This window comes from Candidatus Leptofilum sp., from assembly GCF_965223525.1.
Lineage (GTDB): Bacteria > Chloroflexota > Anaerolineae > Promineifilales > Promineifilaceae > Leptofilum.
In genome coordinates, this window is the sequence record NZ_CBDCWX010000004.1 from 1170358 (window position 1) to 1195820 (window position 25463).

Annotated in this window: 20 protein-coding genes; 13 read left to right on the forward strand and 7 right to left on the reverse strand. The window is 54.9% G+C overall.

The window, feature by feature from the left end; translation table 11 throughout:
• The first annotated feature begins 1 nt into the window (after position 1).
• Positions 2–2539: a beta-glucosidase H gene (locus ACOQPM_RS05125; protein ID WP_420628154.1), complete on the forward strand. Its 2538-nt coding sequence runs from the start codon at positions 2–4 to the stop codon at positions 2537–2539.
• A 143-nt stretch (positions 2540–2682) separates the two neighbouring features.
• On the opposite strand, the gene ACOQPM_RS05130 is transcribed toward ACOQPM_RS05125, so the two are convergent.
• The 3 genes from ACOQPM_RS05130 to ACOQPM_RS05140 form a co-directional block, all read right to left on the reverse strand.
• Positions 2683–3627, reverse strand: coding sequence for a DMT family transporter (locus tag ACOQPM_RS05130; RefSeq protein WP_420628155.1), 945 nt, complete (start codon positions 3625–3627; stop codon positions 2683–2685).
• Between the two features lie 125 nt (positions 3628–3752).
• Positions 3753–4232, reverse strand: coding sequence for a DinB family protein (locus ACOQPM_RS05135; protein WP_420628156.1), 480 nt, complete (start codon positions 4230–4232; stop codon positions 3753–3755).
• Entirely contained in the window at positions 4229–4726 is a 498-nt protein-coding gene (locus ACOQPM_RS05140; RefSeq protein ID WP_420628157.1) for an Lrp/AsnC family transcriptional regulator, read from the reverse strand. Before ACOQPM_RS05140 ends, ACOQPM_RS05135 begins: the two co-directional genes overlap by 4 nt.
• A gap of 122 nt (positions 4727–4848) precedes the next feature.
• Here ACOQPM_RS05140 and ACOQPM_RS05145 point away from each other — a divergent pair, with 122 nt between their 5' ends.
• The 4 genes from ACOQPM_RS05145 to ACOQPM_RS05160 all read left to right on the forward strand — a co-directional run bounded on the left by ACOQPM_RS05145 (position 4849) and on the right by ACOQPM_RS05160 (position 11245).
• On the forward strand, positions 4849–5754 hold the full coding sequence (locus ACOQPM_RS05145; protein WP_420628158.1) for a M15 family metallopeptidase: 906 nt from the start codon (positions 4849–4851) through the stop codon (positions 5752–5754).
• A gap of 176 nt (positions 5755–5930) precedes the next feature.
• Positions 5931–7451 (forward strand): CapA family protein, encoded by a 1521-nt coding sequence (locus ACOQPM_RS05150; RefSeq protein WP_420628159.1) that lies wholly within the window; start codon positions 5931–5933, stop codon positions 7449–7451.
• 111 nt (positions 7452–7562) lie between these two features.
• Positions 7563–9515: a thiamine pyrophosphate-dependent enzyme gene (locus ACOQPM_RS05155; RefSeq protein WP_420628160.1), complete on the forward strand. Its 1953-nt coding sequence runs from the start codon at positions 7563–7565 to the stop codon at positions 9513–9515.
• A 98-nt stretch (positions 9516–9613) separates the two neighbouring features.
• A complete protein-coding gene (locus ACOQPM_RS05160; protein WP_420628161.1) occupies positions 9614–11245 on the forward strand; it encodes a glutamate synthase-related protein in 1632 nt (543 codons plus the stop codon).
• 139 nt (positions 11246–11384) lie between these two features.
• Here the strand turns inward: ACOQPM_RS05160 and ACOQPM_RS05165 are convergent, their stop codons facing one another.
• From ACOQPM_RS05165 to ACOQPM_RS05175, 3 genes are all read right to left on the reverse strand, one after another.
• A complete protein-coding gene (locus ACOQPM_RS05165; protein ID WP_420628162.1) occupies positions 11385–12161 on the reverse strand; it encodes a hypothetical protein in 777 nt (258 codons plus the stop codon).
• 119 nt (positions 12162–12280) lie between these two features.
• Positions 12281–14071: an FAD-binding oxidoreductase gene (locus ACOQPM_RS05170; RefSeq protein ID WP_420628163.1), complete on the reverse strand. Its 1791-nt coding sequence runs from the start codon at positions 14069–14071 to the stop codon at positions 12281–12283.
• 275 nt (positions 14072–14346) lie between these two features.
• Positions 14347–15558, reverse strand: coding sequence for an acetyl-CoA C-acetyltransferase (locus ACOQPM_RS05175; RefSeq protein WP_420628164.1), 1212 nt, complete (start codon positions 15556–15558; stop codon positions 14347–14349).
• A gap of 152 nt (positions 15559–15710) precedes the next feature.
• Between ACOQPM_RS05175 and ACOQPM_RS05180 the strand changes: the two genes are divergently transcribed.
• Complete coding sequence (locus ACOQPM_RS05180; protein ID WP_420628165.1) at positions 15711–16331, forward strand: nitroreductase family protein; 621 nt, start codon at positions 15711–15713, stop codon at positions 16329–16331.
• A 32-nt stretch (positions 16332–16363) separates the two neighbouring features.
• Here the strand turns inward: ACOQPM_RS05180 and ACOQPM_RS05185 are convergent, their stop codons facing one another.
• Complete coding sequence (locus ACOQPM_RS05185) at positions 16364–18367, reverse strand: tetratricopeptide repeat protein (RefSeq protein WP_420628166.1); 2004 nt, start codon at positions 18365–18367, stop codon at positions 16364–16366.
• 255 nt (positions 18368–18622) lie between these two features.
• Here ACOQPM_RS05185 and ACOQPM_RS05190 point away from each other — a divergent pair, with 255 nt between their 5' ends.
• The 7 genes from ACOQPM_RS05190 to ACOQPM_RS05220 all read left to right on the forward strand — a co-directional run bounded on the left by ACOQPM_RS05190 (position 18623) and on the right by ACOQPM_RS05220 (position 25290).
• The gene (locus tag ACOQPM_RS05190; RefSeq protein ID WP_420628167.1) at positions 18623–19789 is read left to right on the forward strand and encodes a pyridoxamine 5'-phosphate oxidase family protein; all 1167 of its coding nucleotides are present in this window, start codon (positions 18623–18625) and stop codon (positions 19787–19789) included.
• A gap of 92 nt (positions 19790–19881) precedes the next feature.
• A complete protein-coding gene (locus ACOQPM_RS05195; RefSeq protein ID WP_420628168.1) occupies positions 19882–20643 on the forward strand; it encodes an ABC transporter ATP-binding protein in 762 nt (253 codons plus the stop codon).
• On the forward strand, positions 20633–21448 hold the full coding sequence (locus ACOQPM_RS05200; RefSeq protein ID WP_420628169.1) for an ABC transporter permease: 816 nt from the start codon (positions 20633–20635) through the stop codon (positions 21446–21448). The genes ACOQPM_RS05195 and ACOQPM_RS05200 overlap by 11 nt, the downstream gene beginning before the upstream one ends.
• Positions 21449–21514: 66 nt before the next feature.
• Positions 21515–22492: an ABC transporter substrate-binding protein gene (locus ACOQPM_RS05205; RefSeq protein ID WP_420628170.1), complete on the forward strand. Its 978-nt coding sequence runs from the start codon at positions 21515–21517 to the stop codon at positions 22490–22492.
• A gap of 42 nt (positions 22493–22534) precedes the next feature.
• Positions 22535–23155, forward strand: coding sequence for a 2-phospho-L-lactate guanylyltransferase (gene cofC / locus ACOQPM_RS05210; RefSeq protein WP_420628171.1), 621 nt, complete (start codon positions 22535–22537; stop codon positions 23153–23155).
• Positions 23156–23258: 103 nt separating this feature from the next.
• On the forward strand, positions 23259–23486 hold the full coding sequence (locus tag ACOQPM_RS05215) for a type II toxin-antitoxin system MqsA family antitoxin (RefSeq protein ID WP_420628172.1): 228 nt from the start codon (positions 23259–23261) through the stop codon (positions 23484–23486).
• Between the two features lie 109 nt (positions 23487–23595).
• On the forward strand, positions 23596–25290 hold the full coding sequence (locus ACOQPM_RS05220; RefSeq protein ID WP_420628173.1) for a DUF2207 family protein: 1695 nt from the start codon (positions 23596–23598) through the stop codon (positions 25288–25290).
• Positions 25291–25463: the final 173 nt, after the last annotated feature.

The window sequence follows — 25463 nt, forward strand, 5'->3', positions numbered from 1 at the left end:
TATGAATACGAAAATCAACGAATTACTCGAACAACTAACTCTCGCTGAAAAAGCGTCCATGCTAGCAGGGGCAGATATGTGGCACACTGTGCCGGTGGAACGATTGGACATCCCCGTAATGCAGGTAAGCGATGGACCAAACGGTGTGCGCGGCAGTGATGACAACATCGGTGATACGTCTATTTGCTTCCCGGTGGGCGTGGCCATGGGGGCGACGTGGAATGTGGATTTGATTGAGCAGGTGGGTGCGGCGTTGGCGGCGGAAGTTCACCGCAAAGGGGCGCATGTATTGCTCGCGCCGACGGTCAATATTCATCGTACACCCGTTGCGGGGCGCAATTTTGAATGTTTTGCCGAAGACCCATATCTCAGTGGCGCAATTGCCGCCGCCTATGTGAACGGCTTGCAAAAGCAGGGCGTGGCGGCGTGTATTAAGCATTTTGTGGCGAACGACCAAGAATATGAACGGTTTTCGATTAGTGCGGAGGTGGCGGAACGGCCGTTGCACGAAATCTACCTTGAACCGTTTCGCATTGCCCTGCAAAAAGCGAACCCGTGGACGATCATGAGTGCGTACAACAAAGTCAACGGCATATATGCCAGTGAAAGCGATCCGATTCTGCACGACATTCTCAAGGGAAAATGGGGGTACGACGGCCTCGTCATCTCCGATTGGTACGGCACGTACAGTGAGAATGTGCCTGCTGGTGGGCTCGATTTGGAGATGCCTGGCCCGGCGCGTTGGATGTCAGCGGAAAGGGTCATTTCTGCTGTGAACGCGGGCGAATTGGATGAGGCGGTGGTGGATGACAAAATCCGCCGTCTTTTGCGGACGTTGGGGCGTGTGGGATTATTTGGCAGAGAAACGACGCCATCAACCATGCCCGATCCCAATTTGCCTCGCGCCGTCGCCGCCGAATCCATCGTCCTGCTTAAAAACGAAGGTGATTTGTTGCCTTTGAATGGGACGCGGATGAACGCGGAGGACGCGGAAAAAGAAGAAAATCCGCGTTCATCCGCGAAATCCGCGTCCAAAATTGCTGTGATTGGGGAGAACGCGCATTGGGTACAGATTATGGGGGGCGGGAGTTCGCAAGTGAATCCGCATCGCGCCGTGTCGCCGTTGGCGGGCATTCAGGCGCGGGCAGGTGACGAGTGGGATGTTGCCTACGAAGTGGGAACGCTAAATCACAAGATGCCGTCGTTGTTGGAAATGGATTGGTTAACGGCCGTTGATGGCTCCCTTGGCCTCACACTCTCCTACTACCACAATCTGGAATTGGCTGGCGAAGCGGCGCACACGCATGTGATTGGCAAGAGTGAAGTGAGCTGGTTTGGTACGGTCAACCCCTTTGTAGACCCGACAAATTTCTCCATGCGGTTGGAAGGAACGCTATCTGTACCGACAGCGGGAGCGTACCAATTGCACTTGTGGAGCGTTGGCCACGCTCGCTTATTGGTGGACGGTGAAGTTGTGGTTGACCATTGGGAAGGTGGAGGTGAGGCAGATGTAGATCGGCAAACGGCCGTTACGCTCAATCTCACACCAGAAAAACCCGCTTCCATCCTTGTGGAATACATCACCAACCCAGCTAGCCGTTGGCGCACATTGCGGCTTGGGTATGTGCCGCCCTTGCCGGAGGATACGATCCAAGCGGCGGTTGATTTGGCGGCTAAGTCGGATGTGGCCGTGATTGTAGCTGGCCTGACGCGGGAATGGGAGAGCGAAGGGTTTGATCGGGTTGATATGCGGCTGCCTGGTCTGCAAGATGAGCTGATTTCGCGGGTAGCGGCGGTAAATCCGCGCACGGTGGTGGTGTTGAATGCAGGCTCGCCGGTGGAGATGCCGTGGCTGGATGAGGTAACGGCCGTTCTCCAACAGTGGTACGGCGGCCAAGATGCGGGTCATGGGTTGGGGGATGTACTATTTGGCGACGTGAACCCATCAGCCAAACTGCCGACGACGTTCCCCAAACGGCTGGAAGATAATCCAGCCCATATTAACTATCCGGGTGAGAATGGCAAAGTTCATTACGGCGAAGGTATTTTTGTCGGCTACCGCTACTACGACAAGAAGGAAATCGCGCCGCTGTTCCCCTTCGGGCATGGGCTGTCGTACACGACGTTTGCCTATGATAATTTGCGGCTGAACGGGGATACGTTTAGCGCAGATGATGTCGTTTTGGTCAGCGTGGATGTGACGAACACGGGCGAACGCGCCGGGCAGGAGGTTGTGCAGTTGTATGTGCGGGATGAGGAAGCGAAGGTGGTACGGCCGTTACAAGAACTGAAAGCCTTCGCCAAAGTCGCGCTGGAACCGGGCGAAACGAAGACGGTGACGCTGGAATTAGATCGGCAGGCGTTGGCTTTTTGGGATACGGCCGTTCACGATTGGGTCGTAGAATCGGGCACGTTTGCCCTGCTCATTGGTGCATCTTCACGCGATATTCGCCTACGTGGGCAGTTTGAGTGGGTTGGCGAACCGGAAACCACGCCAACCGACCCTGATCCGCGTCAATTATCAACCGTTGCGACCTGATTGCCGAAGGAAAAAATTCGCTTACGAATATGGTTCCGTAGCATCCCCGCTGACTAACCCATTACCTGTATTGGCGTAGTAGGCGAACGGCCATATTTGGCCACGTCACATTGAACAGCTTCCCTTCCACTTTTAGGAGGAATTCAATCCGCTGTTCCCCTTTGGTTATGGTCTGCAACCGACAGATTAACACGCCCTTGCGACGGCCGTTTCAGCTTCAACAAGCCATTCACAATCATCACCCCCAGCAAAATGAGGGCAAATCCTGCATATGCGTGCCAGGTAAGCTGCTCATTTAGCACCAGCACCCCTAAAATGACGCCAAACACCGGAATGATGTAGGTGGTCATAGAAACGTAGCTGGCTGGAGCCGTTTCTAGCAGGCGGTAGTAAACAACGAAGGCTGCGGCCGTTCCCAGCACCCCCAGCGCCAACATGGAGCCTATGGCAGGAAGTGAGAGGGATGTGACCGTGTACGGCCGTTCCAGCAAAAGCGACAGCGGCAGCAAGTAAAGCGAAGCCAAAATCATCTGCCCAGCAGGAGCTACCAACGGCGGTAGCCCCGTCAGATTGTTGCGCGTGTATACAATAGCGATGCCATACATCACCGCTGCCAACGCCACCCCCAACACCCCAAGCGTTGTCGCCTGCAGGCCATCGGCAAACGATGGCGAAATGAGCAGCATAAGTCCCGCAAAGCCGATAAGCACACCCACCAGTTTGGTTGGCGTGAGCCTATCGTTCTTGCCAAAGAAGTGGGCAATAATGATGGTAAAAATTGGCGTGGTGCCGTTAAGAATGGAGGCCAAAGCACTACTGATATATTGCTCCCCCCAGCTAAACAGCACAAACGGAATGGCATTTTGTACGGCCGCAACCACCGCCAAATGTCGCCAAATAGTCCCTCTTTTCGGGAATACTTTTCCTTGAAAAAGCAAGAGCAACGTTAGCAAAATGGCCGCAATCCCCACGCGCCCCAAAACCAACGTCAGCGGCGGAATTTCGGCCACAGCCACTTTGATGAATAAAAATGACGGCCCCCACAAGGCAGCCAGTAAGACCAGAAGTAAAAAATTCTTCAATTTCATAGCGAATCCTGTTGTTGAGTTTAGGTGATTATCTTACCTTCTCCCTAACCCTCGTTGGGGTGAGGGTCTTACTTCCAAAATATAACCCATCGCTCCCCGCAAATCGATCCAAAATTTGCGGAAAATCAGGCGGATTTTGTTTGCTGCCATGCCCGGTAAATCAGCTCCATTTGGGCGATGTGTTCAGGAACGTGGCGGCTGTAGGTGTCTAGCCAATTATCAAAACTCATTTGGCCGCTTTCGGGATGGTAGGCTTCATTTTGCCAGACATCTTCCGGCAAATTTTGAATGAGTTCATAAGAGCTTTGCCGCAGCCACTTGAAGAGGGAAACGGCCGTGTCCACATCCAACTTGTGATAATCCAACACCCTTGCCCACTGGTTCTCATCGTACGCCATTAACGACTCGCCTGGTTCGGCAATGAAGCGACGGCAGCGTACGTAACTGTTTGCTTCGCTGTCGGTGATATGAACAATGATTTCATGAATGGTCCAATCATCTACTGGAGAGCGATATTGCCACATTTCACGGGGAAATTTGGCTAAGGCCGCCGCCAACAACTCAGCGGCCTGGCCATACAAGGCAATCTTTTCTGCGCGACTCATGAGACACCTCCTTCGATGGCAACCTGCATTGCCACTGCAATGCCCATCTCCTCTTTGAACGTGGACATGACAATGCTGCTAGTGGATTTGGCCACCAGCGTGTACGTACGCACCCGCTCCAGCAGCCTTTCCAGTTCGCCTGTGTTGCCCACACGCACCTTAAGCAGATAGCACTCTTCGCCAGCAACAGAATGACATTCCAAAATGTCTGGCTCGGCCAAGCATTGGGCCACAAAGTTTTGCTTGCAGGCTGCATAATCTTCGCCGGGAGCCGTGCCAATTACCAGCCGAACAAAAGCGGTAATTGGCTTGCCTAACTTTTGTGGATCAACCAGTGCTACATATTTTTGGATGATTCCTTTTTTCTCTAATTTCTTAATTCGCTCGAAGACGGTGGAGGTTGTTAACCCTACGTGTTCAGCAATGGCGGCGTTAGACAAACGGCCGTCCGCCTGCAAAAGATCAAGAATTTGTGCATCTTTTTCGTCAAACATTCTAAATTTTCCAAATTATATGAAATATTATTCGTTATTTTTGAGATATTTCAGAAAATTATACGGATTCTGGCCAATTTGTCAATTCCCAATTCTGAACGATTTTGGTACAATCTGCCTTCATGAAAACGCGGCGACACCATTGGGCAATATTGATTTTAGGCATCATCTTCATCACAAGTTGCGGTGTGGAAACAACCTTCAGTCCGCCACCGCTGCCGACACTGGTCCCCACTGGTGTGGCAACGGCCGTTCCCACACCGCCACCAACACCGCAAAGCAACGATGTTGCCCAACTGCCCCCACCCACCGCCACACTACAGCCAACCGCAACAGCCACGGCAACACAACCACCAACACCCACCCCGACGGCCACTTTAACCCCAACCCCCATCGGCCCTTGCAGCGAGCGCATGCCGCAGGATGATCTGTTCACTATCGTCACCCAAACCTATGGCCTGAGCCGCGACTATGCGCCACAAGATTTAGTCTTGCTCACCGACTATCTGCCCTTCGAAGTTACGTTAGGCTTTCCCACAGAAATTCGCCAGATTGCCGTCCAGCCGCTCATCCAAATGATCACCGATATGCAAAGTGCAGGCTTGCAGCCGCGCATTTTGTCGGGCTACCGCAGCTACGCCGCCCAGGCAATTAGCTGGGAAAAGTGGAACCGGGAAGAACCCGAACGTGCCGCCATCCTCAGTGCCCGCCCAGGCCACAGCGAGCACCAGCTTGGTACAACGGTTGATTTTGGCTCGCCAGAGCTGGCAACAATCGTGGGTATTCCTGACATTCAATTTCATACCTACTTTTACCAAACCAGCGAGGGCATCTGGCTGGCAGAAAATGCCCACCGGTATGGCTTTACCCTTAGCTACCCGCGTGGTGCTTTGGAGCTCACCGGCTTCTACTACGAGCCGTGGCATTTCCGCTACGTGGGCGAAGAGATGGCTACCTTTTTGCACCAGTCGGGCTTATACCTGACTGAATATCAATTGCTCAACCAACCGGAGCCTTGCATTCCATGAGGATTTATCCGCAGATTTTTACACTCGGCAATCAGACGGTTTGCTCTAAAAAAACCAACAACGACCTGTCATACCCGCCTGCGCGGGTATCCACTTCTTTCTCGCGAATGGATTCCCGCTTTCGCGAGAATGACAGAGGAAGATATCTACTTTTCTTTTTAGCACTCCTCTATTTGATGGGTTGTAGGCAAACGGCCGTTCCCCAGCAACCCCTCCCCACCATTGCCCTAACAATCGCCCAACCAACCAGCACCTTCCCTGCGCCCCCCACGCCTATCCCCGCTACCAACACGCCAATTGCTGTGCGAGCAACGGCTACGCCCACCACCGTCTCCGCTACCCATACGCCACAATCACCGCTTTCCCTAGCCGTACCAGAAAATTGGCAGTTTCAAGTCAGTGACGCCCTAGCAAATGCAACCACCAGCCGCAGTTGGCAAATCGTGCCAGCCAGTGAGCCAGCAGATGCACAGCTAACCGAAAATGGTGCGGGGCAACTTGTTTGGCAAGAGCCAATTGTGCTAGCCGTGCCATTTGTAACCGAGTGGGAAACAATCAGCCAAGCAGAGGCGGAGGCAATTTTTACCAATGGGCATGCGTTGGCTACGGTAATACCCTGGTCTGAGCTCACACCGGATTTGAAATCGCTGCGGGTAGACGGCCGTTACCCCACTGACACCAACTATCCCTTCCACAACCGCCTCACCCTCCAAGCAGAAACAAACGCTGCCAGCGAGCTGCTGCCCATCCTGCAAACCGCCCTTGCGCCTGAACCCATCGTTCATCTAGCCAGCGTAGGGGACATCATGTTGGATCGCGGTTTGGGGATTGTTATTCAAAATGGCAACCTGGCTTACCCGTTTGCCAACGTTGCCCCGCTACTGCAAAATGCCGACATCACAGTGGGCAATGTGGAATCGGCGCTGGGCAATGTGGGCACGGCAGAACTCAAAAGCTATCCTTTCCGCGCCCCGCCAGAAGCAGCCGAGGCATTGGCATTGGCAGGCTTTGACGTGGTGTCGCTGGCAAACAATCACGGCATGGATTACGGGTCAGAAGCGTTGCTGCAAGCGATTGATTTGCTGCAAGAGCAGGGCATCGCCCCAATTGGCGCGGGCAATGATTTTGGTGCCGCTCACGCGCCGCACATCGCGCAGGTCAACGGGCTATCGCTGGCGTTTTTGGGGTACGTTCATGTTCCCGTCGAAGTAAGTGGGTTTGATACGGCCGTCTGGACCGCCGCCGAAAATGCTCCGGGGTTAGCCTGGGCAGACCCAGAGACCATTGCCGCAGACGTAACGGCCGTTCGCCCCCAAGCCGATCTCGTAATCGTGGTGCTGCATAGCGGCTATGAGTACATCGAGGAACCTAGTCCCGCGCAAACGGCCGCTGCCCGCGCTGCCATTGATGCCGGGGCCGATCTGGTCATTGGCCATCATGCTCACATTTTGCAGGGAATTGAGTTTTACAACGGTGGGGTCATTGCGTACGGCTTGGGAAACTTTGCTTTTGAGATTGACGGGCCGCCAGAAACGGCCGTGCTAAACGTCTGGCTGGATCAAGATGGCGTGCGCTCGCTAGAACTCATTCCAGCCCTCGTGCAGGAAGGGGGCCAGCCCCGCCTGGCAGAAAGCTGGGAAGCGGCTCCCATTTTGCGGCAAGTTTACTTTTTAACGCGGATTTTGAACAGTCGTTGATTCAGGCAGCATCCGTAATAAACATTGTACCCAAAGCATCTTAGGAACGTACCCAATTCACAACGCCGCGCCATTTGCAATCCCCATGCGCGGCAAAACAAGGAGTATTTCATGCCCCAGGACAGCTCTGAGAAGCTCGTCTGGTCGCGCGTTGGCGACCCAGACATGCTGGATGTTGGTCGCATCACCACCGTACAAGTTGATCACCACACGATCGCCCTCACCCGCACCGAAGAAGGATACGGGGCGATTAGCAACCGCTGTCCCCACCAGGGCGGGCCACTTGGCGACGGCTTTTTGCAAAATGGATTTGTCGTCTGCCCGTGGCACGCTTACGAATATCATCCTTGCACTGGCCAACCGCCCGGCGGCTACGACGATGCTGTGCCAGCCTACGCGGTTGAAGAGCGAGAGGACGGCATTTACATCGGTGTGCCAGAAACAGAACATGAACCGACGCTAATGAACCAAATGGTGGACGTGATGACCGACTGGGGTGTGGATACGGTGTTTGGCATGGTGGGGCACTCCAATTTGGGATTGGCAGATGCGTTTTACCAGGCAGCACAAGACGGCCGTCTCCGCTATTTCGGCATTAGGCATGAGGGTGCAGCAGCATTTGCGGCTAGCGGCTACGCCAAACTCACGGGCAAGCCCGCCGCCTGTTTTGCCATTGCGGGTCCTGGCGCCACCAATTTGCTCACGGGCTTGTGGGATGCAAAAGTGGATCGCGTCCCTGTGTTGGCATTGACCGGGCAAGTGAATACCCAGGTTTTAGGGCCCGGCGCGTTTCAGGAAGTACCGCTCGACAAAGCGTTTGATGCCGTTGCCGCCTGGAGCCAAACCGTGCTGCGGCGTGAAAACGCTACGGAACTGATGGCGCTGGCACTCAAACACGCCGTCATCAAGCGAGATGTGGGGCATCTCATCTTCCCTGACGAGGTACAAACAATGCCTGCTGTGGAAAATCCCACGCCGCGCCCGCAGGACGGCCGTATCGCCCATCCACAAATCACGCCCCCAGCCAATGACCTCAATCGTGCCATCGAGATGATTGAAGGGGCTGAACGACCTGGCATTATTGTGGGGAACGGCGCACGGCCGTTTGCCAATGAGATCATCGCCCTGGCCGAAAAGCTAGATGCGCCCGTCATCACCACCTTCAAAGCCAAAGGCACTATTCCCGACAATCATCCCCTGGCCTGTAGCGTTTTGGGGCGTAGCGGCACGCCCGTTGCCAGTGCCACCATGATGCGCTCCGATTTGCTGCTGGTGTTTGGCGCCAGCTTCAGTAACCACACCAGCATCACCCAAAAACGGCCGATCATCCAGGTGGATTTTGACCGCATGATGCTGGGCAAATTCCATGAAGTGACCCTGCCACTCTGGGGGGAAATTGGTGCCACGCTAGAACTGTTCACCGAGCACGTCACGCAAAAATCCAGACCAGAGCGGCGCAGCTATGTGGCTCGCCTCTGGCAAAATTGGCGGGCTGACAAGCAAAAACGCGCCGAGAAGCCAAGTCCAAGCGGCCGTATCGCCAATGCCGCCATCTTCCAAATCATGAATGAAGTGACTCCGGCGGATGCCGTCATTGCGGTGGACGTGGGCAACAATGCCTACTCCTTTGGCATGTACTTTGAATCAAAGCAGCAGCACGTCCTCATGTCGGGCTATCTTGGCTCGATTGGCTTTGCCTTCCCAGCGGCGATGGGGGCGTGGGCGGCCGCGCCGGAGCGCAAAATTATTGCCGTGGCAGGCGATGGTGGGTTTGGGCAATATATGGCGGAATTTACGACGGCCGTAAAATACAACATGCCCATCACCCTCATTTTGCTAAACAATTCCGAGTTAGCCAAAATCAGCAGGGAGCAGCGCGGTGGCAACTTCCACGTTTGGCAAACCGGCCTGCACAACCCCAACTTTGCCCAATTTGCAGGCAATTGTGGCGGCCTAGGGATTCGCGTCGAGCAAATTGAACAGCTACGCCCTGCTTTGGAAAAAGCATTTGCCCACGATGGCCCCAGCCTGGTAGAAATCATCAGTGCCGCCGACCAACTTTAATTTGCCACAGAGAGCACAGAGATTATTTCGTAGTGCGTATTCCGTTCACTACGCACTACGAAATACGCAATACACTTTATATTCAGGAGGGTAAATACGTGACAGCTTCTATAACTAACAAATTGAAAATTGCTACCTGGAGTGCTTTGCCAGACCGAGAGCCAGCTTACGCTTTGGTGGCGAATGTGGATTTGGTTGTGATTCGGTATGACGAAGCGGTTTCGGTGCTGTACGGCCGTTGCCTCCACCGCGGCGCGCTCCTATCCGACGGCCATATTCGCGGCGAAGACCTCATCTGCGGCGTGCATAACTGGGATTACCGCTACGATACGGGCGTTAGTGCTTACAACAACGAAGAAGCCCTGCCCAAATTTAACGCCTGGATTAACCATGAAGCAGATGCCGTCTACATAGATGAGGCTGAAATTGCCGCCTGGGAACAAGAAAATCCGCAGCCATTCCAGCGCGACAGCTACCTGGGGCTGTATGAAGACACCCACAGCGCGGCCGAAGAACCGTACAACAAATATATTCGCAACCTGGCAAAAAATGGGCTGCCTGGGCATCATGGCGCGGTCTCAGCGATGGGCGTGCCGCTCACGGAGCTGCCCCGCTGGGAAGAGATACAAATTTTGACGGCGCAATTGGCAAAACGGCCGCTCCTAGACGACGCTTCCGTAGGCACAGAACTGATCATCGGCCCCAAAGCCAAAAAACCACTCACCCTGAAAATTCCCCTTTTTGTGAGCGACATGAGCTTTGGCGCACTCAGTGAAGAGGCCAAAGTCGCCCTCGCACTAGGTGCAGAGCTGGCTGGCACAGGTATCTGCTCCGGCGAGGGCGGGATGCTGCCAGAAGAACAAGCCGCCAACTCCCGCTACTTTTACGAGCTTGCATCCGGTAAATTCGGCTGGGACATCGAGAAGGTGAAAAAGACGCAAGCCTTCCACTTTAAAGGCGGGCAGGGTGCCAAAACTGGCACGGGCGGCCATCTACCAGGCAACAAAGTAGTGGGCAAAATTGCCCAGGTGCGCGGCCTGGCAGAAGGCCAAGATGCCGTTAGCCCCGCCACCTTCCCCGATTTGATCACGCTGCAAGATTACCAGCGCGTGGCAGCCCAGGTGCGTGAGGCAACCGGGGGCATTCCCGTAGGCTTTAAGCTCTCGGCCCAACACATCGAGGCAGATATAGATTTTGCGTTGGACATTGGCGTAGATTACATCATTTTAGACGGCCGTGGCGGCGGAACCGGAGCTGCCCCCAACGTCTTCAAAAATAACATTTCTGTACCAACAATGGTGGCGTTAGCCCGTGCCCGTCGCCATCTAGATATGCGCGGCGTTAGCGGCGATGTAACGCTCATCATCACGGGCGGTTTGCGTACTGAATCTGACTTTGTGAAGGCGATGGCTTTGGGTGCCGATGGGGTGGCATTGGCCAATTCCGCCATGCAAGCCATTGGCTGTTTGGGAATGCGCGCCTGCCACACCAATAATTGTCCTGTGGGCATTGCCACGCAAAAGCCAAACCTGCGCTCGCGGCTTATTGTGCGGCAGTCGGCCAAGCAGTTGCAAAACTTTTTCGAAGCGTCAGTTCATCTGATGCAGGTGCTGGCCCGCGCCTGCGGCCACGACCATCTTAGTAAATTTTCGTTAGAAGACCTCACTACCTGGAACCGCGACGTGGCTTACCTCACGGGCGTTTCTTATGGGGGTGTTGTTTCATTATAAATTCCTACTGGATTTTGAGAAATCTGAGAGAAGTTTTCAAACGAAGAAATCGTATTTCTCAGTAATCTACCAGAGAAAACAGAACTGGTTTGAGAAATACGATTTCTGAAAATTGTACTTGTCACAATAGCACACCACGTTACCGAATGCTAATGGGTATCTCCTGTGAAAGCGTGTGGAACGTACCGCCCCCGTTTAAGCAGGTTTCAAACCCATCGAAGCAGACCACCAGCCGCAAGGTGTAATCACCAGCTTCCGGGATAGACATCCACGATGGCCAACTCAAACCCTCTGGTGGCATCACGTCGTTGTTGCCCCCCCAGTTGTTTTGGTACCAGGCCACAATATCCTGCCCGTCCCGTCGGGGCATGACGCCGATGGTGGAGTAAGACACGCCCCCGCCTGTGGTGTTGCCCACGCGCCATTCGTACCAGATTTGCCCTCCCGGCGTCAGTGATGTGCGCCAATCTTGCAAAACAAAGCTTTCTCCGACCAATCCATTGGCATTTGTGGGCTGCGGCCCGGCCGGAACAGGCGTGTTGGTAGGTGGAACAGGGGTAGCCGTGGCAGGCACGGCCGTTGGCGGTACAACAGTTGGGGGAACGGCCGTTGCCGTACTCGTGGGCAGCGGCGTTTCCGTAGGCACAGGCGTTGCCGTCGCCGTGCTAGTGGGTTCTAGCGTATTGGTTGGTAAAATTTCTACAATGGCCGGGGGTAAAATTGTAGGCGAGGCGGGAACGGCCGTGTCTGCCTCCGGCACGTCCGTAGGAACATCCGCTACAGCAACAAAAGTCGGCTCCGTTGAAGCGACCGTATCCTCATCCCCCCGCAGCAACAAAACAACCCCTACAATCAAAATTAAAATCAACGCGCCAAACGCGCCCAACAGCACGCCGCGCAATGCTCTATTATTCATATAAGCTCCTTCGAAAACAGGACGCAGATTCCCCTGCTCTTCCTAACAAAAAAGATCAGGGAAATCTGCGTTCCATTTTAGTTCATATTAATGAGCTTGCGCTCACATCTTCTCTACCTTTACTCGGTAGCTAATTCTGGCTCGGCTGATTCGGCAAAAACGTTATTCCGAATGCCAAAGATATTTTGCGGATCGTTTGCCTGCTTAATCTCTTTAATCAGCTGTGTAGCTGCCGGGGAAATCGCATGTTTCATAAAATCTTTGCGAATTTTGCCCACGCCATGATGGTGCGAAATGGAACCACCCGCCGCCATAATCGTCTCCCGCAGCGTATGTTCAATCTGGCTAAAAATTTCGTCTGGATTCTCAACGCCCATCGTAGAAAAACCATGCGTGAAGTAAATGCACACCCCGGTATGGTACAGTTGCGTGATACGTGGGGAAATATATGGCCGTCCCGGTAAATTATGTTCCTTGTGCTTCTGATCCACCATAGCCGCTACCGCATCAATCACCGCTTGCACCTTGTTCCACGGCACCGTCGTCTCATACGTTTCGCCAATGATGTGGAAATCCGTCAAAAAGTCCCGAATATAGGCAATCGCATAGGTCAGCATGTACCCTCGCTGGCCATTGGTTGAACCGCCGGCAATGCCCCCATGCCGCTTTGCCAACCGATTGATAAGCTTCGCTTGGTAATTGACCTCTTCCTGCGTCCCCTCCATCACAATCGTGGCGGCACACAGTTCATTTGGATCAAACCCCTTCACCTTCAGCAAGAAAAACTTCTGAATTTCCCCGATGATTGCCTCCATGCGGGTTGGTTCTCCTTTGAGTGCCGAGCCAAAGCGGAATTGTATGTTATCTAACAGGCGAATGCTGGCTGGCAGGGTGCCCGTCTGCGCCAGTTCATACAAAAACTCAGTGCCTTTCTGGAAAGTTGGGAACACCAGCGATCCATACTTTTTGGCCTCTGGCAGCTTATGAATTTTGATCACCGCACTGGTAATGATGCCCAAATTCCCCTCGCTGCCAAACGCTACATGCTTGGGGTCAATGCCTAGCGACTGACGCGGCATCGCTGGCCCCTGCTCAATCACACCGCGTGGCGTCACCATCGTCACAGATTCTACAATGTCCTCGATGTTGCCGTACCGATTTTTCTTCATGCCGCTGGCGTTGGTGGCAATCCAGCCACCCAGCGTAGACAGCTCCAGGCTGTCTGGCTCGTGGCCGCTGGTGTAGCCAACCCGCTCTAGCCGCTCTTCTAAATCTTTACCAGAGATACCTGCTTGCACGCCTGCACGGAAATTTTCGTGGTCAATCCACAAAATTTTGTTCATGCGCCGCATATCCACAGAGACGATAGAGCGGTCTTCATTTTGTGGCAACTGCAGGGCGCAGCTAACGCTGGTGCCGCCCCCGTAAGGAACCAGGCAAACATCATGCTGCCCAGCCAATTCGATGATAAGTTCCACATCTTGCTGACTTTCCGGGAACAGCACCAGGTCTACGACCCGCTCCAGCACACCATACAGCACCTTGTACACCTCATCGGCCGTCGTCTGGCCGTGGCTGTGGATCAGCCGCTGGCGATCATCAACAGAAACTTGTTCCGGGGAAAGTTGGGCTTGTACAGCCTGGTAAAAGCCGTCGTTTAGCCTGGCCGGGAGCACAGGCTTGTCCTGCACAATTGGCTTTAAGTTGTCGAAGTCTAATTTAATGTCGAGCATTTCCTCGACGAAGGGCAAAAATTCGTGCATCACCGTGCCAGACAGCGCATACCGGCTGCCAGTCACGGTCACGGTTTTGTCGGGATTCACCTTAAAATAAGTATCGGTAAAGCCCCATTTGTGATCGTAGCGAATATCTTCGCCACTTGAACCTTTATCAAGTGATTTGTCTGCCATATTGCTTTCTCTCTTCCTGATTTTGTTTTTTGGCTAGTAGAAGCGAATGCTTCTACAAACCACCATTCATTATCAATCAGATCGCCAATCCTGGCAAAGAGTGGGAAATTGCCACAGAGGGCACAGAGGTTTTAGAGATATAGGACTTACGCATTTTAGAAGCTGCGGCCGGTGTCTCACCGAGCCGCCTAGCTGGCTCGGTCAGGAGACCGGCCAGAGCAGTGCGTAAGTCCTGAGATATTCTCTTTTCGCTCTGTGCCCTCTGTGGCCCAAAATCAAACACGCTCAATGATGGTAGCGATACCCATGCCGCCCCCAACGCACAAGGAAATGAGCGCCGTAGATAAATCCGTGCGCTCCAATTCATCTAACACCGTACCCAGCAGCATGGCCCCCGTCGCCCCCAGCGGATGCCCTAATGCAATTGCGCCACCGTTCACGTTGATATTTTCTACCCCTTCAATGTCCATGTCGCGCATAAACCGGAGCACCACCGAGGCAAACGCCTCGTTAATTTCAAACAGATCAATATCTTTAGCGTCCATGCCAGCCAGCTTAAGTGCCTTCTGCGAGGCTGGCCCTGGCCCGATGAGCATGATGGTTGGCTCCGTGCCCACCAACGCCGCTGAGCGAATGCGGGCGCGGGGCTTCAACCCCAATGCTTCGCCTTTTGCTTTGGAGCCAATAAGCACTAGCGAAGCGCCATCTACAATGCCAGATGAGTTTCCGGCCGTGTGAATGTGATTAATAGCATCCACTTGAGGGTATTTTTTCAAGGCGCGGTCATCAAAACCCATCTCGCCGACGTTTACAAAGGCAGGTTTTAATTTGCCTAATGTTTCGAGAGTGGTGCCTAGCCGCATGTGCTCATCTTTTTCCAAAACGGTTTGCCCATCTTCATTGGCAACCGGCACGACTGATTTTTGAAAGTATCCATTTTCCCAGGCGTGGGCCGCCCGCTGCTGCGAACGCACAGCAAAGCTGTCTACATCTTCGCGGCCAAACCCCTCCAGCGTGGCAATTAAATCTGCGCCAATGCCCTGGGGCACGAAGTTGATTTTGTCGCTGACTTTGGGATCCATCATCATTGCGCCACCGTCGGAACCCATCGGCACGCGGGACATGGATTCCACGCCGCCCGCCACAACCAGCTCCTCCCAGCCGGAGCGCACTTTCATAGCGGCCATATTCACAGCTTCCAAGCCAGAGGCACAGAAGCGGTTCAACTGCACGCCGGGCACATCCACATCCCAATCGGCATAGAGAACGGCCGTTCTCGCAATATCCGCCCCCTGATCATTTATAGGGGTTACGCAGCCCAGCACCACGTCATCCACCTGCGAGGTATCCAATTCATGCCGCTGCTGCATTTCGCGCAGCAACGTTGCTAGCAAATCCACCGGGGGAACCCCGTGCAACGCCCCATCCTGCTTCCCCCGCCCACGCGGCGTGCGAATTGCCTCAAAAATGTACGCTTCCTGACTCATGCCCAGCTCCTACTTTTTAGCCACGGATTTCACGGATTTACGCAGATTTAGAACCAAATAATCCAAAAAATCCGCGTAATCCGTGGCCTGTTTTTTATTCCATTTTACAGTGCGGCCAGGGTTGTTCCAAGAAAATTGGCTATACTCCCCACATGACAAATGCAACGCTAACCGATTTCATTCAACTGGCGCGCAGCCGCCGCGCCATTCGCCGCTACAGAGACCAACCCGTGCCGCCAGACCTGCTAAACCAACTGCTGGAAACCGCCGCCTGGTCCCCTTCCGCCCACAACCGCCAGCCGTGGCGCTTTGCCGTGCTAAATGCCCCCGCCAGCAAAGAGAGGCTGGCCCGCGCCATGGGTGAGCGCCTCCGCGCCGACCGCACCGCCGACGGCGACCCGCCAGACGTTATTGAGCGGGACGTAGCCCGCTCTTTTGCCCGCATTACCGGCGCGCCGGTGCTGATTGTGGTTTGCTTGAGCATGGCCGATATGGACAGCTACCCTGATCCCCGCCGCAGCCTAGCCGAGCGCACGATGACGGTGCAAAGCGTGGCGATGGCGGCGCAAACGCTGTGGCTGGCCGCCCACGCCGCCGGGTTGGGTGCCTGCTGGCTGTGCGCCCCGCTCTTTGTACCGGAACTGGTGCAGCAAACATTAAAGTTGCCGCCGGATTGGGAGCCGCAGGGCCTGCTAACGCTGGGCTGGCCTGCGGAGGAAAAAGAGAAAACCCGCGTCCCCTGGCCCAGCCGCGTGCAATTTTTGGATAGGTGAATTGGTAGGGGCAGGTCTGAGACCTGCCCCTACTACGACTTGCCTTCCATTTCAGCCAACAACGCCGCCAAATTGCCGCGCACGATGTTGGTGTTGGGATGATCTGCCCCCAGCTTTGCTTCACAAATGGCAAGAGCGCGTTCAATGAGTGGCCGTGCCGCCCCATACTCCCCCACCGCTTGCAGCAGCGTAGCCAGATTGTTGAGCCGAATCGCAACATTGGGATGGTCTGGCCCCAATGCTTTTTCATCTATCGCCAGGGCACGTTCCAGGTACGGCCGTGCTGCATCGGGCTCCCCTTTTGCTTGCAGTAGTTGCCCTAGAGTGTTAAGTCGGCTTGCCACAATAGGATTTTTTGTCCCCAGTGATTCTTCACCGATGACCACGGCGCGTTCCAAATACGGCCGTGCCGCCTCGTAGTCGCCGCGCTCTAGCAACATTGCTCCTAGAGAATGGATATCTAGTCCCACCATAAGATCGCCTGGTTCCAGCGATTTATGAATTCTACCCAGCTTCCGTTGCAATATTGTAAAACCCGAGTAAAAAAGCAACCCTTCCGCAATGCTCAAAAGCACACTTGTTTTCTCAAACATTGGTACTATTTTTTCAGCTTCATCGATTACGGCTAGAAGGTGAGGTAATAGGTGACTATTGTGCTCCCAAGTCGTTAGATCGGGTTGACCATGCGGCAATGCTTGCAGCAGCAAACTTACAGTTATCTTTGTACAGTTTTTTCTGATTTCCAGCTGCATCTGGTCGCGGGCGACGGTTTGCACCATGCGGTGCAAGGTCAGCCTGTCGCCATCCCGTGCCAGCAGGGAGTAGCGGCGCAGGGCGGCAATCGCTTTGTCCAGCTTCAATTTGCTCTCGGCCAACGCAATCAATTCTTCCGGCAAGGGCGGTTCGCGAACCGCTTCAACAGCCGCCATGATCACATCCAGCGGAATATCGTCCGGGGCCAAAAAGCAGCAGAGGTTCAGCAGTTCGGCCGCGCCGGGGGTTTGTTTGGCCTGGGCAAAGGCCAGTTCCCAGGTAGTGATGATTGTCTTTTCATCGTAATCGGCCGGAGGGGACAACTCCTCGCCCCACAGTTCCGCCCGCTCGTTGGCAAAATAGCTGGCGTAATCGGCCAGGGTGCAGCCTGTTTGCTCCACGTAAGCACGGGCATGTTCCAACGCCAGCGGCAAGTTGCCCAGCAGGTGGGCCAACGCTTTCGCGTCCGCACCCTGTGGGTGGGCGGCAATCGCCTCGCTGCTCATCTCTGATTGTCCCAGCAAAAAGGCTACTGCCTCGGCGTCGCTAAAGTGGGTCAGGCGCAGGGTTTGCGCCAGGCCACCCCAGTTGGGGTTGCGGCTGGTGATGAGGCAAGCACCGTGCCCCATTTTGGGTAAAAACGGCCGCAGTTCGTTGGGCTGGATGGCGTCAGCATTGTCATACACCAGCAGCCACCGTTTGTTTGTAGTGTGCAGCCAGTTGAGGGCCAGTTGGTGCAGCGCGGGCTGGTCGGTCACGCTGCGGCGGGCCAGCCCCAGTCGATAGGCTAGTTCGGCCAGCTCGCCGCCCAGCGTCACGGCGTCATCGGCACGCAGCCACTGGATCAGGTCGTAATCATTGAGGTGGCGGTAGCAGTAGGCCAGCGCCAGTTGGGTCTTGCCCACGCCACCCAATCCGGCAACCGCTTGCGTCACGGCAACGGGTTCATCCTGGTGCAGGGCGTCGTGCAGCTTGGTTAGCCACTCTTCCCGCCCGGTAAACAGTTTGTTTTGGTGGTAGGGAATGTGTGGCGGCGGTACGAGGTTTTTGATGCTGCCAACTTTAGGCTGGCTGGCTTTGACTTCGGCTAAGAGGTCTGCCCAACGCCCCTTGCGCTCCATGTATAAAATCAGTTCGCGGATTTTGCTGCTTTTTTCTTCACCAGCCAATTCATCAAAATCCACCTCTAAATTCAGGCAGAGTGTGCGAATCTCAGCTAAGTTGAAATGTGCTTTCATTTCTTCAAGCAGTTGGGCGTGTTGGCGTTCATCTTTTTGTGGCACTGGCTTGCTCCGTGTTGGGTTTGGCTGGGCAATTGGCGGATGCCCTTAATTGCAGAATATTCTAATCGGGATTCTTGGGCGAGGCAATCGGTGAGGAGGTTGTTTGCTAGGGGTTTGATCATGGCCGATTGCCTCGCCCCTACCGGCGGATTGGGGAATTTGGGGTTTGTCCGGTATAATGGATGTCTGTTTTTTATAGTGGACTAACTAGGTGACAGGCACTTTAAAAGTGCCTGTCACCTACCCATGCAGATTATGGATTACTCGAAGCAGGTTCCGGCGGCAGAACGAACACTGAATATTTTGGAAGCGTTGAGCGCTGCGCCAGATGGCATGAGCGCAACGGAGCTTTTGGCGCAACTGGATGGCATCTCACGAAGTGGGCTGTTTGCGCTGCTGAACACGCTGAAGGCGCGGAGCTACGTTGAGCAGCGTGGCAGTCGGGGCAAATATCGGCTTGGCTCGGCGCTGTGGGCGTTGCTGCCGCGACAGGCACCGGGGCTGGAGCCGCTCATCACGGCGTTTGAGACAGAGATGGGGCTGATTAATTTGGCGGAAACGGCCGTTCTCCTCTGGTTAGATCGCAATGAAACGGTTCTACTGGCACAGCGGGAAGGCATTCACCGGGTACGTGCCATCTACCGGTTGGGGCAGCGAGAACGTGCCGAAAGCAGCCCCGGCGGGCGGCTGCTGCTGGCGGGTTTACCGGAGAAGGTAGCGCAGCAAACGGCCGTCTTCACCCAGTTCCGCACAGAAGGCACCGCCACGCAAGAAACGGCCGAAACCATCGAACTTGCCTGCCCCATTTGCGCCGACGGCGTGCAGCCGATTGCCGCTGTGCAGGTGAGTGTGCCCGTCTTTCGTGGTGAGCCAACGGCCGTTACCGAGATTAAAAAGCTGGTGCAGCAGGCGGCGGCACGCATCTCTTTCCGGCTGGGGGCAACTGTTTACCAGCCCTACGGCTGGGCCATCAACGAGCAAATCGGCCCTAACCGCGCCTTGAGCCAGACCGAAATTGAACAATTTTTGCGGGGGCCGTGGCGCGCCCGGCTGGCCTGCGTGCGTGCCGACGGCACGCCCCACGTTTTGCCGCTGTGGTACGAATGGGACGGCCGTTCCTTTTGGGTCGCTGCCTCGCCAGGGGCGCAGTGGAAGCAAGTGGTTGCCGAATCGAGCCAGGTTTCGCTAACGATTGACGAGCCGTGGCCGCCGCTGCGCCGTGCCTTTGTGGTGGGCGCGGCCAGAGCAGTGGCAGGCAGCCAGGTTCAGGGCGGGCTGGCCGGGCTGCGGCAGCGGCTGGCGGTGCGCTACCTGGGCCAGGGTGCTGACCAGCAGCCAGAACTCTGCCAAATTGAGGGCTGGACGGCCGTACAAATCACGCCACAGCGCATCAGCGGGCAGCAAGGGCTGGGGCGTGCGTGAAGAACATAACACACTACTCGCTGCGGCCGGCGTCCTCGCCGTGCCGCCCAGTAGCGCGGTCAGGAGTCCAGCCACAGCACATTAAGTTGATTATGAATTCATTAGACATTCGCGTGAGTAGCCTAATCCATCGCTACGACGCTACCCATGCCCTGCAAAACATCAATCTGCACATCCAGACGGGCGAATTTGTGAGCCTGATTGGCGTCAGCGGCTGCGGCAAATCTACCCTGATGCGGCTCATTGCCGGGCTGCAACTGCCCACAGAAGGCTCTGTGTGGCTCGATGGGCAGCCGCCAGCGGTGGCACGCGCCGCCAAGCAGATTGGCTGGATGGCCCAGCAAGCGGCCTTGCTGCCCTGGCGCACCGTGCTGGAAAATGTGCAACTTGCTCAAAAAATCAATCCGCAGCAGAACGCAGAAACGATGCCGCAGCCGCACGAACTGCTCAAAATGGTTGGCCTGGCCGAGTTTGCCGACGTGTATCCGCTCACGCTTTCTGGCGGGATGCAGCAGCGGGCGGCACTGGCGCGCACGCTGGCAACGGGAGCGGCCGTTTGGCTGATGGATGAGCCGTTTGCCGCGCTGGACGAGCTAACTCGGGAGCTGCTGGCCGAGGAGCTGCTGCAGCTTTGGCAGCAGTTCCGGCCAACGGTGCTGTGGATTACCCACAACTTGCACGAAGCCATTCGCTTGTCTGACCGCGTGCTGGCGATGACGCCCCGCCCCGGCACGATTGCGGGCGAAATTGCCGTACCGCTGTCCCGTCCCCGCGACGACACCAGCGCACAATTCCAAACGCTGTTGCGACAGGCGCGGGCATTGCTGCGCCAGGAGCGGGTGCATGGCCAGTGAGGAAGTCATCAAGGGAGTAACGCTGCCTCAACCTGCCCTCAATCGCCGCCGTCCACGGAATTGGTCGGGAGTGGGCTTGCTGGTTGGCGCGTTTCTGCTGTGGGAAACGGCCGTTCGCCTCACAGACACTCCCGCCTATTTGTTTCCTGCGCCAACGGCCGTTTTCGGCTATCTATTCTCCCATTTGGGCGATTTGCTGCTGGCGGGCGGGGTCACGTTTTTAGAGGCAGTGGCGGGGCTGATTTTGGGAACGGCCGTTGGGCTGGCGCTGGCCGTCCTCATCACCTTTTGGCAGCAGTTGGAGCAAGGGGTCATGTCGCTGGCGATTCTCATCAAATCCACGCCCATCATTGCCATTGCCCCCATTTTGACAATTTGGCTGGGCTTTGGCCCCGCGCCAAAAGTAATCGTGACGGCACTGCTCACCTTTTTCCCGGTACTCATCAACGCCCTCACCGGCTTTCGTTCGGTGGATGGGGCTTTGCTAGATTGGCTGCACTCGCTCAACGCCACGCCGCAGGAGATTTTTTTGCAGGCGCGGTGGCCTGGCGCACGGCCGTTTCTGTTTGCGGCACTGCGCGTGGTGGGGCCTTTGGCACTCATCGGGGCGGTGGTGGCAGAGTGGATGGGTGCATCCAGCGGCCTGGGCCGGACCATGTGGCTGGCCTACACCAATCTGAACACGCCCGCCCTGTTTGCCGCTGTGTTTATTTTGACCGGGTTGAGTACGGCCGTTTACCAAACCATCGTCTGGCTGGAAAAACGATTTTTGTTTTGGGACTTAGCCACAGATTACGCAGATTAACACAGATTTTTTCTTCTCCGTGTGTCTCTGTGTTCCGCTTTAAAAGTTCATTTAGGAGAAGCATTCTTGCAACGAAACCGACTAATCACCTTATTTTTCATCATATTTCTATCGCCAGGCTGCCAAGCCGGAGGGCAAGAAGCTCTACGCGAAATGACTTTTATGGCTGGATTTCGCCCTCAGGCCAATTTACCGTTTGTGGGTGCGTATGTTGCCCAGGAAAAAGGCTTTTTTGCTGAAGAAGGGCTAGCCGTCACAATCGAGCATTCGGCTGGCGGTGGTGAGCATCTTCAGCTTCTAGCGGCTGGTGAAGTGCAGGTAACGACGCAAGATGCGGCCGTTTTGCTACAGCGTCGCGCCGATCCGGGATTGCCGCTGGTTTCCATTGGGCTGATCGGCCAGCGCGGGCAGCAAGCATTTGTGGCCCTGGCAGACAGCGGCATAAACGCCCCCGCCGACTGGGCCGGGCACAGCGTTGGCTTCAAAGGCACGCCACCACCCGATTTGTTTGCCCTGCTCGCCGCCAATGGCCTCACGGAAGCTGACGTAGAGCTGGTCAACGTCGGTTTCGATCCGCGCACGTTAACGGAAGGGCTGGTAGACGTCTATCCTGTTTTCAAATCGAACGAGCCGAATTTGATTCGTGGCTGGGGATTTGACGTGGTGCAGTGGGAAGCGGCCGATTACGGCGTGCCGACGCTGGGTCTAACCTATGTAGCTACAGAAGCGCTCATCGAATCCGACCCAGAAATGCTGCAAGGTTTCATGAACGCCGTCCTGCGCGGCATTGAATACGCGCAACAGAACCCGGATGAGGCGGTGCAAATCGTGCTGCAATACGCTGGCGAGGATGCGGACGCCGCCCACATGCGCTTCATGCTGGATACTGAATTGGCAGATGCCATCTCGCCCGAAGGCTATGGCTGGCAAACGGAGGCACAGTGGCAAGCGTTGGCAGATATGCTGCAAATGTACGAATCGCTGCCGGGTGACGTGGACGTAACGGCCGTTTTCACCACACAGTTTTGGTCCAGCCAAAAGTAAATCTTTTGCCGCGAATGACGCGAATTTTCACGAACTATTTCAATGAAACTTTGGACAATCCTGCCCGTCAAGTCGCTACTGCAAACCAAATCCCGGCTAAGTAATATGCTGTCACAGCCAGAAAGAGCGGAATTGACGCTACACTTGCTAGATCGCACGCTGAGTTTGCTACAAACAGTACCGCTGTTGGGAGAAACGGCCGTTATTACTCCAGACCGCATCGTGGCAAAAATGGCGGCACGGTTTGGCTGCCGCTGTTTGGCAGAACCGCCAGGCAGCGGCTTGAACGGTGCCGTAACCGCCGGAGTGACGTTGGCAACCCAAAATGGTGCCAGCCACTGCCTGGTGCTGCCATCTGATTTGCCATTTTTGCAGCAAGATGAATTGGCTGCGTTGGTAGCACAGGTGACAACGGCCGTTTCCCAAACCACTGCCATCTTATGTGGCGACCGGCAGCAGCAGGGCACCAATGGATTGATTGTGCCAACGGGTTGGGAGTTTCGGTTTGGCTACGGCCGTAACAGCTTCCACTACCATCAACAAGAAGCGGCTCGGTTGGGGCTGGCCTGCCGCATCTTACAATTGCCTAGCTTCCAGTTCGATCTGGATACCGAACAAGATTTTGCCTTCTACACGCAAAACCGCAGCCTGATTCCTTCCTAAAAAGTTGAATTTTCCACAAATTGGGATACCGTCTAAAGAAGTTCAACTTTTGACAAAAGTTGAACTTCTAATACCAAATTTGCCCAATAAGGAAATTTGAAACATGCAATGTTCTGTATGCAAAGGTGTCATGCTACAAGAAACGACAACCTACAAAACCGAAATTAACGGCGAAGAAGTGATGATTGAAGATGTACCTGTTTGGGTCTGCGAGCAGTGTGATTCATCTTTTTTGGATGATGATGTCATTGAAGCAATCGAAGATATGCTGTCTAGTTTAGCCGGTGGGTTAGCCAACGAGGAACCGCCCGAAGAAATTGAGTTAGAGTAGTTTTTGCAACTCAACACCCCCATATTTCGTAGAAAATAGTAGATTTTCTAGTTTTTCGCCCATATTTGGGCATAACCCTTCCCAATTTTGCAAATAAAAGGAGCGAACTATGTGGCGTAAGTTGATAGCTTTGATATTACTTTCTGGTGCGCTGCTGTTTAGCGTACCTGCTGCTTTTGCCCAAGATAAATCGTACAGTGCCGATCGTTTCGACGTGGATGTAGTCGTTCAATCAGATGGATCATTGCTAGTTACAGAAACGGTGGTTTTCACATTTGTAGGCGAGCCATTTACGTTCGTGTTTCGTGAGCTGCCAACCAGTAAAACGGATGGGGTTGAGATTTTGTCGGCGTCGGTGGACGGCCGTACCTACCCCCAGGGCACCAACGCTGGGCAAGTTGAAATTGAAAGCGGCAGCGACATTCGCGTAACCTGGCACCTGGAACCAACAGCCAACAGTACGCGCACCTTTGTGCTGGAATACCGGATGCTTGGCGTGGTTCGCCAAGAGGATGGCGTTGATTTGCTCCGCTACCAACCGCTGCCAGATGAGTTTGAGTACACCATTGACAGCAGCACCGTCACAGTTACCTACCCAACAGTTGCCAATTTGCTAGAGACACCAACCGTTACCACCGGGCAAGTGCAGGTTGAGCGCAGCGGCAATGTGGTCACTTTTAGCCGCCAAAACATCGAATCTGATGAGACGATGGTTTTTGACATGCAGTTTGCAGCGGGCAGCCTGATTTCTGCCCCGCCCACCTGGCAAGTGCGGCAAGCCGAGCAAAATGCGCTCGCCCCGCTGTGGATTGGGGCTGGGGTTTTCATTTTGGCAGTTGGCTCGCTGGGCGCGTGGTGGGTTTATCGGAACCATCAGCCTAAAACGCACAAAAGTACGGCCGTTCTCTACGAACCACCAAACGATCTGCCCCCAGCAATGGCTGGCGTGCTCAACGGGCACGGGGCCAAACCTGCCTGGAGCAACGCCCTTGCCACCCTGTTCGACCTGGCCGATCGTGGCATCTTAAGCATCGAAGAAGTGAAAGATAAAAAATGGTATCAAGGGCAGGATTTTGTGATTGTGCAGCAAAAAATGGCTCCTAGCGGGCTACGGCCGCACGAGCAGGGTCTTCTGGATTTGCTGTTTGAGACGAAGAAGGGGCGGGAAACGGCCGTAAAAATGTCTAAACTCAGCGGCACGGTTACCGGCAAGCAGTGGAAAAAGTTCACTGAACCGCTAGAAGCCGAGCTAAAAGCTGCAGGATACATTGATCCGGCTCGCAAATCGCGCAGGCAATGGATCATGGGCAGCAGTCTCATCTTCTTTATTTTGGGTATCATTGCCATGATCGGCTTACCAATTGGATTGGTAGAGCAGTTTGGTGCCTGGCCTGTCATCATCGGCATAAGCCTGTTTACTCTCTTTGCAGTTTGGATGGCGACAGGACACGCCTTCACCATTTTGACCGATGAGGCCAAAATGATGGCCGACGAGTGGCAAAGCTTTCATGATTACATGAAAGACGTGACGCGCAAAAAAGCGGCCGTTGGCGGCACGAATATATTCAATCAGTTTTTGCCCTATGCAGCCAGCTACGGCCTGCTGCACCAATGGGCCAAATTCTTCCAAAAGGAGGGCTGGACTGAAGTGCCACCCTACTTCCACGCAGCGAGCCGCTCTGGCAGTGACCACATGACTGCCTTCGTCGCTATGACTGGCAACTCGGCTTCCTCAGGAGGCGCGGCTGCTGGCGCAGGCGGGGCTGCGGGTGCCGCCGGTGGTGGTGCCAGCGGCGCAGGCTAAACCAGTGTATTAAAGACTGGCAGTCCTCAATTTGGCTGTTGCTCCAAAATCGCTCATCAGGACTGCCAGTCCTCTATAACGTTACGGATTTATATAGATAACAAACCTATGTGAATTGCCCCTAGCCCCCGTAGAAGCTAAAAAGCCTAGCTGATTTTCTAGGCTTTTTTGTT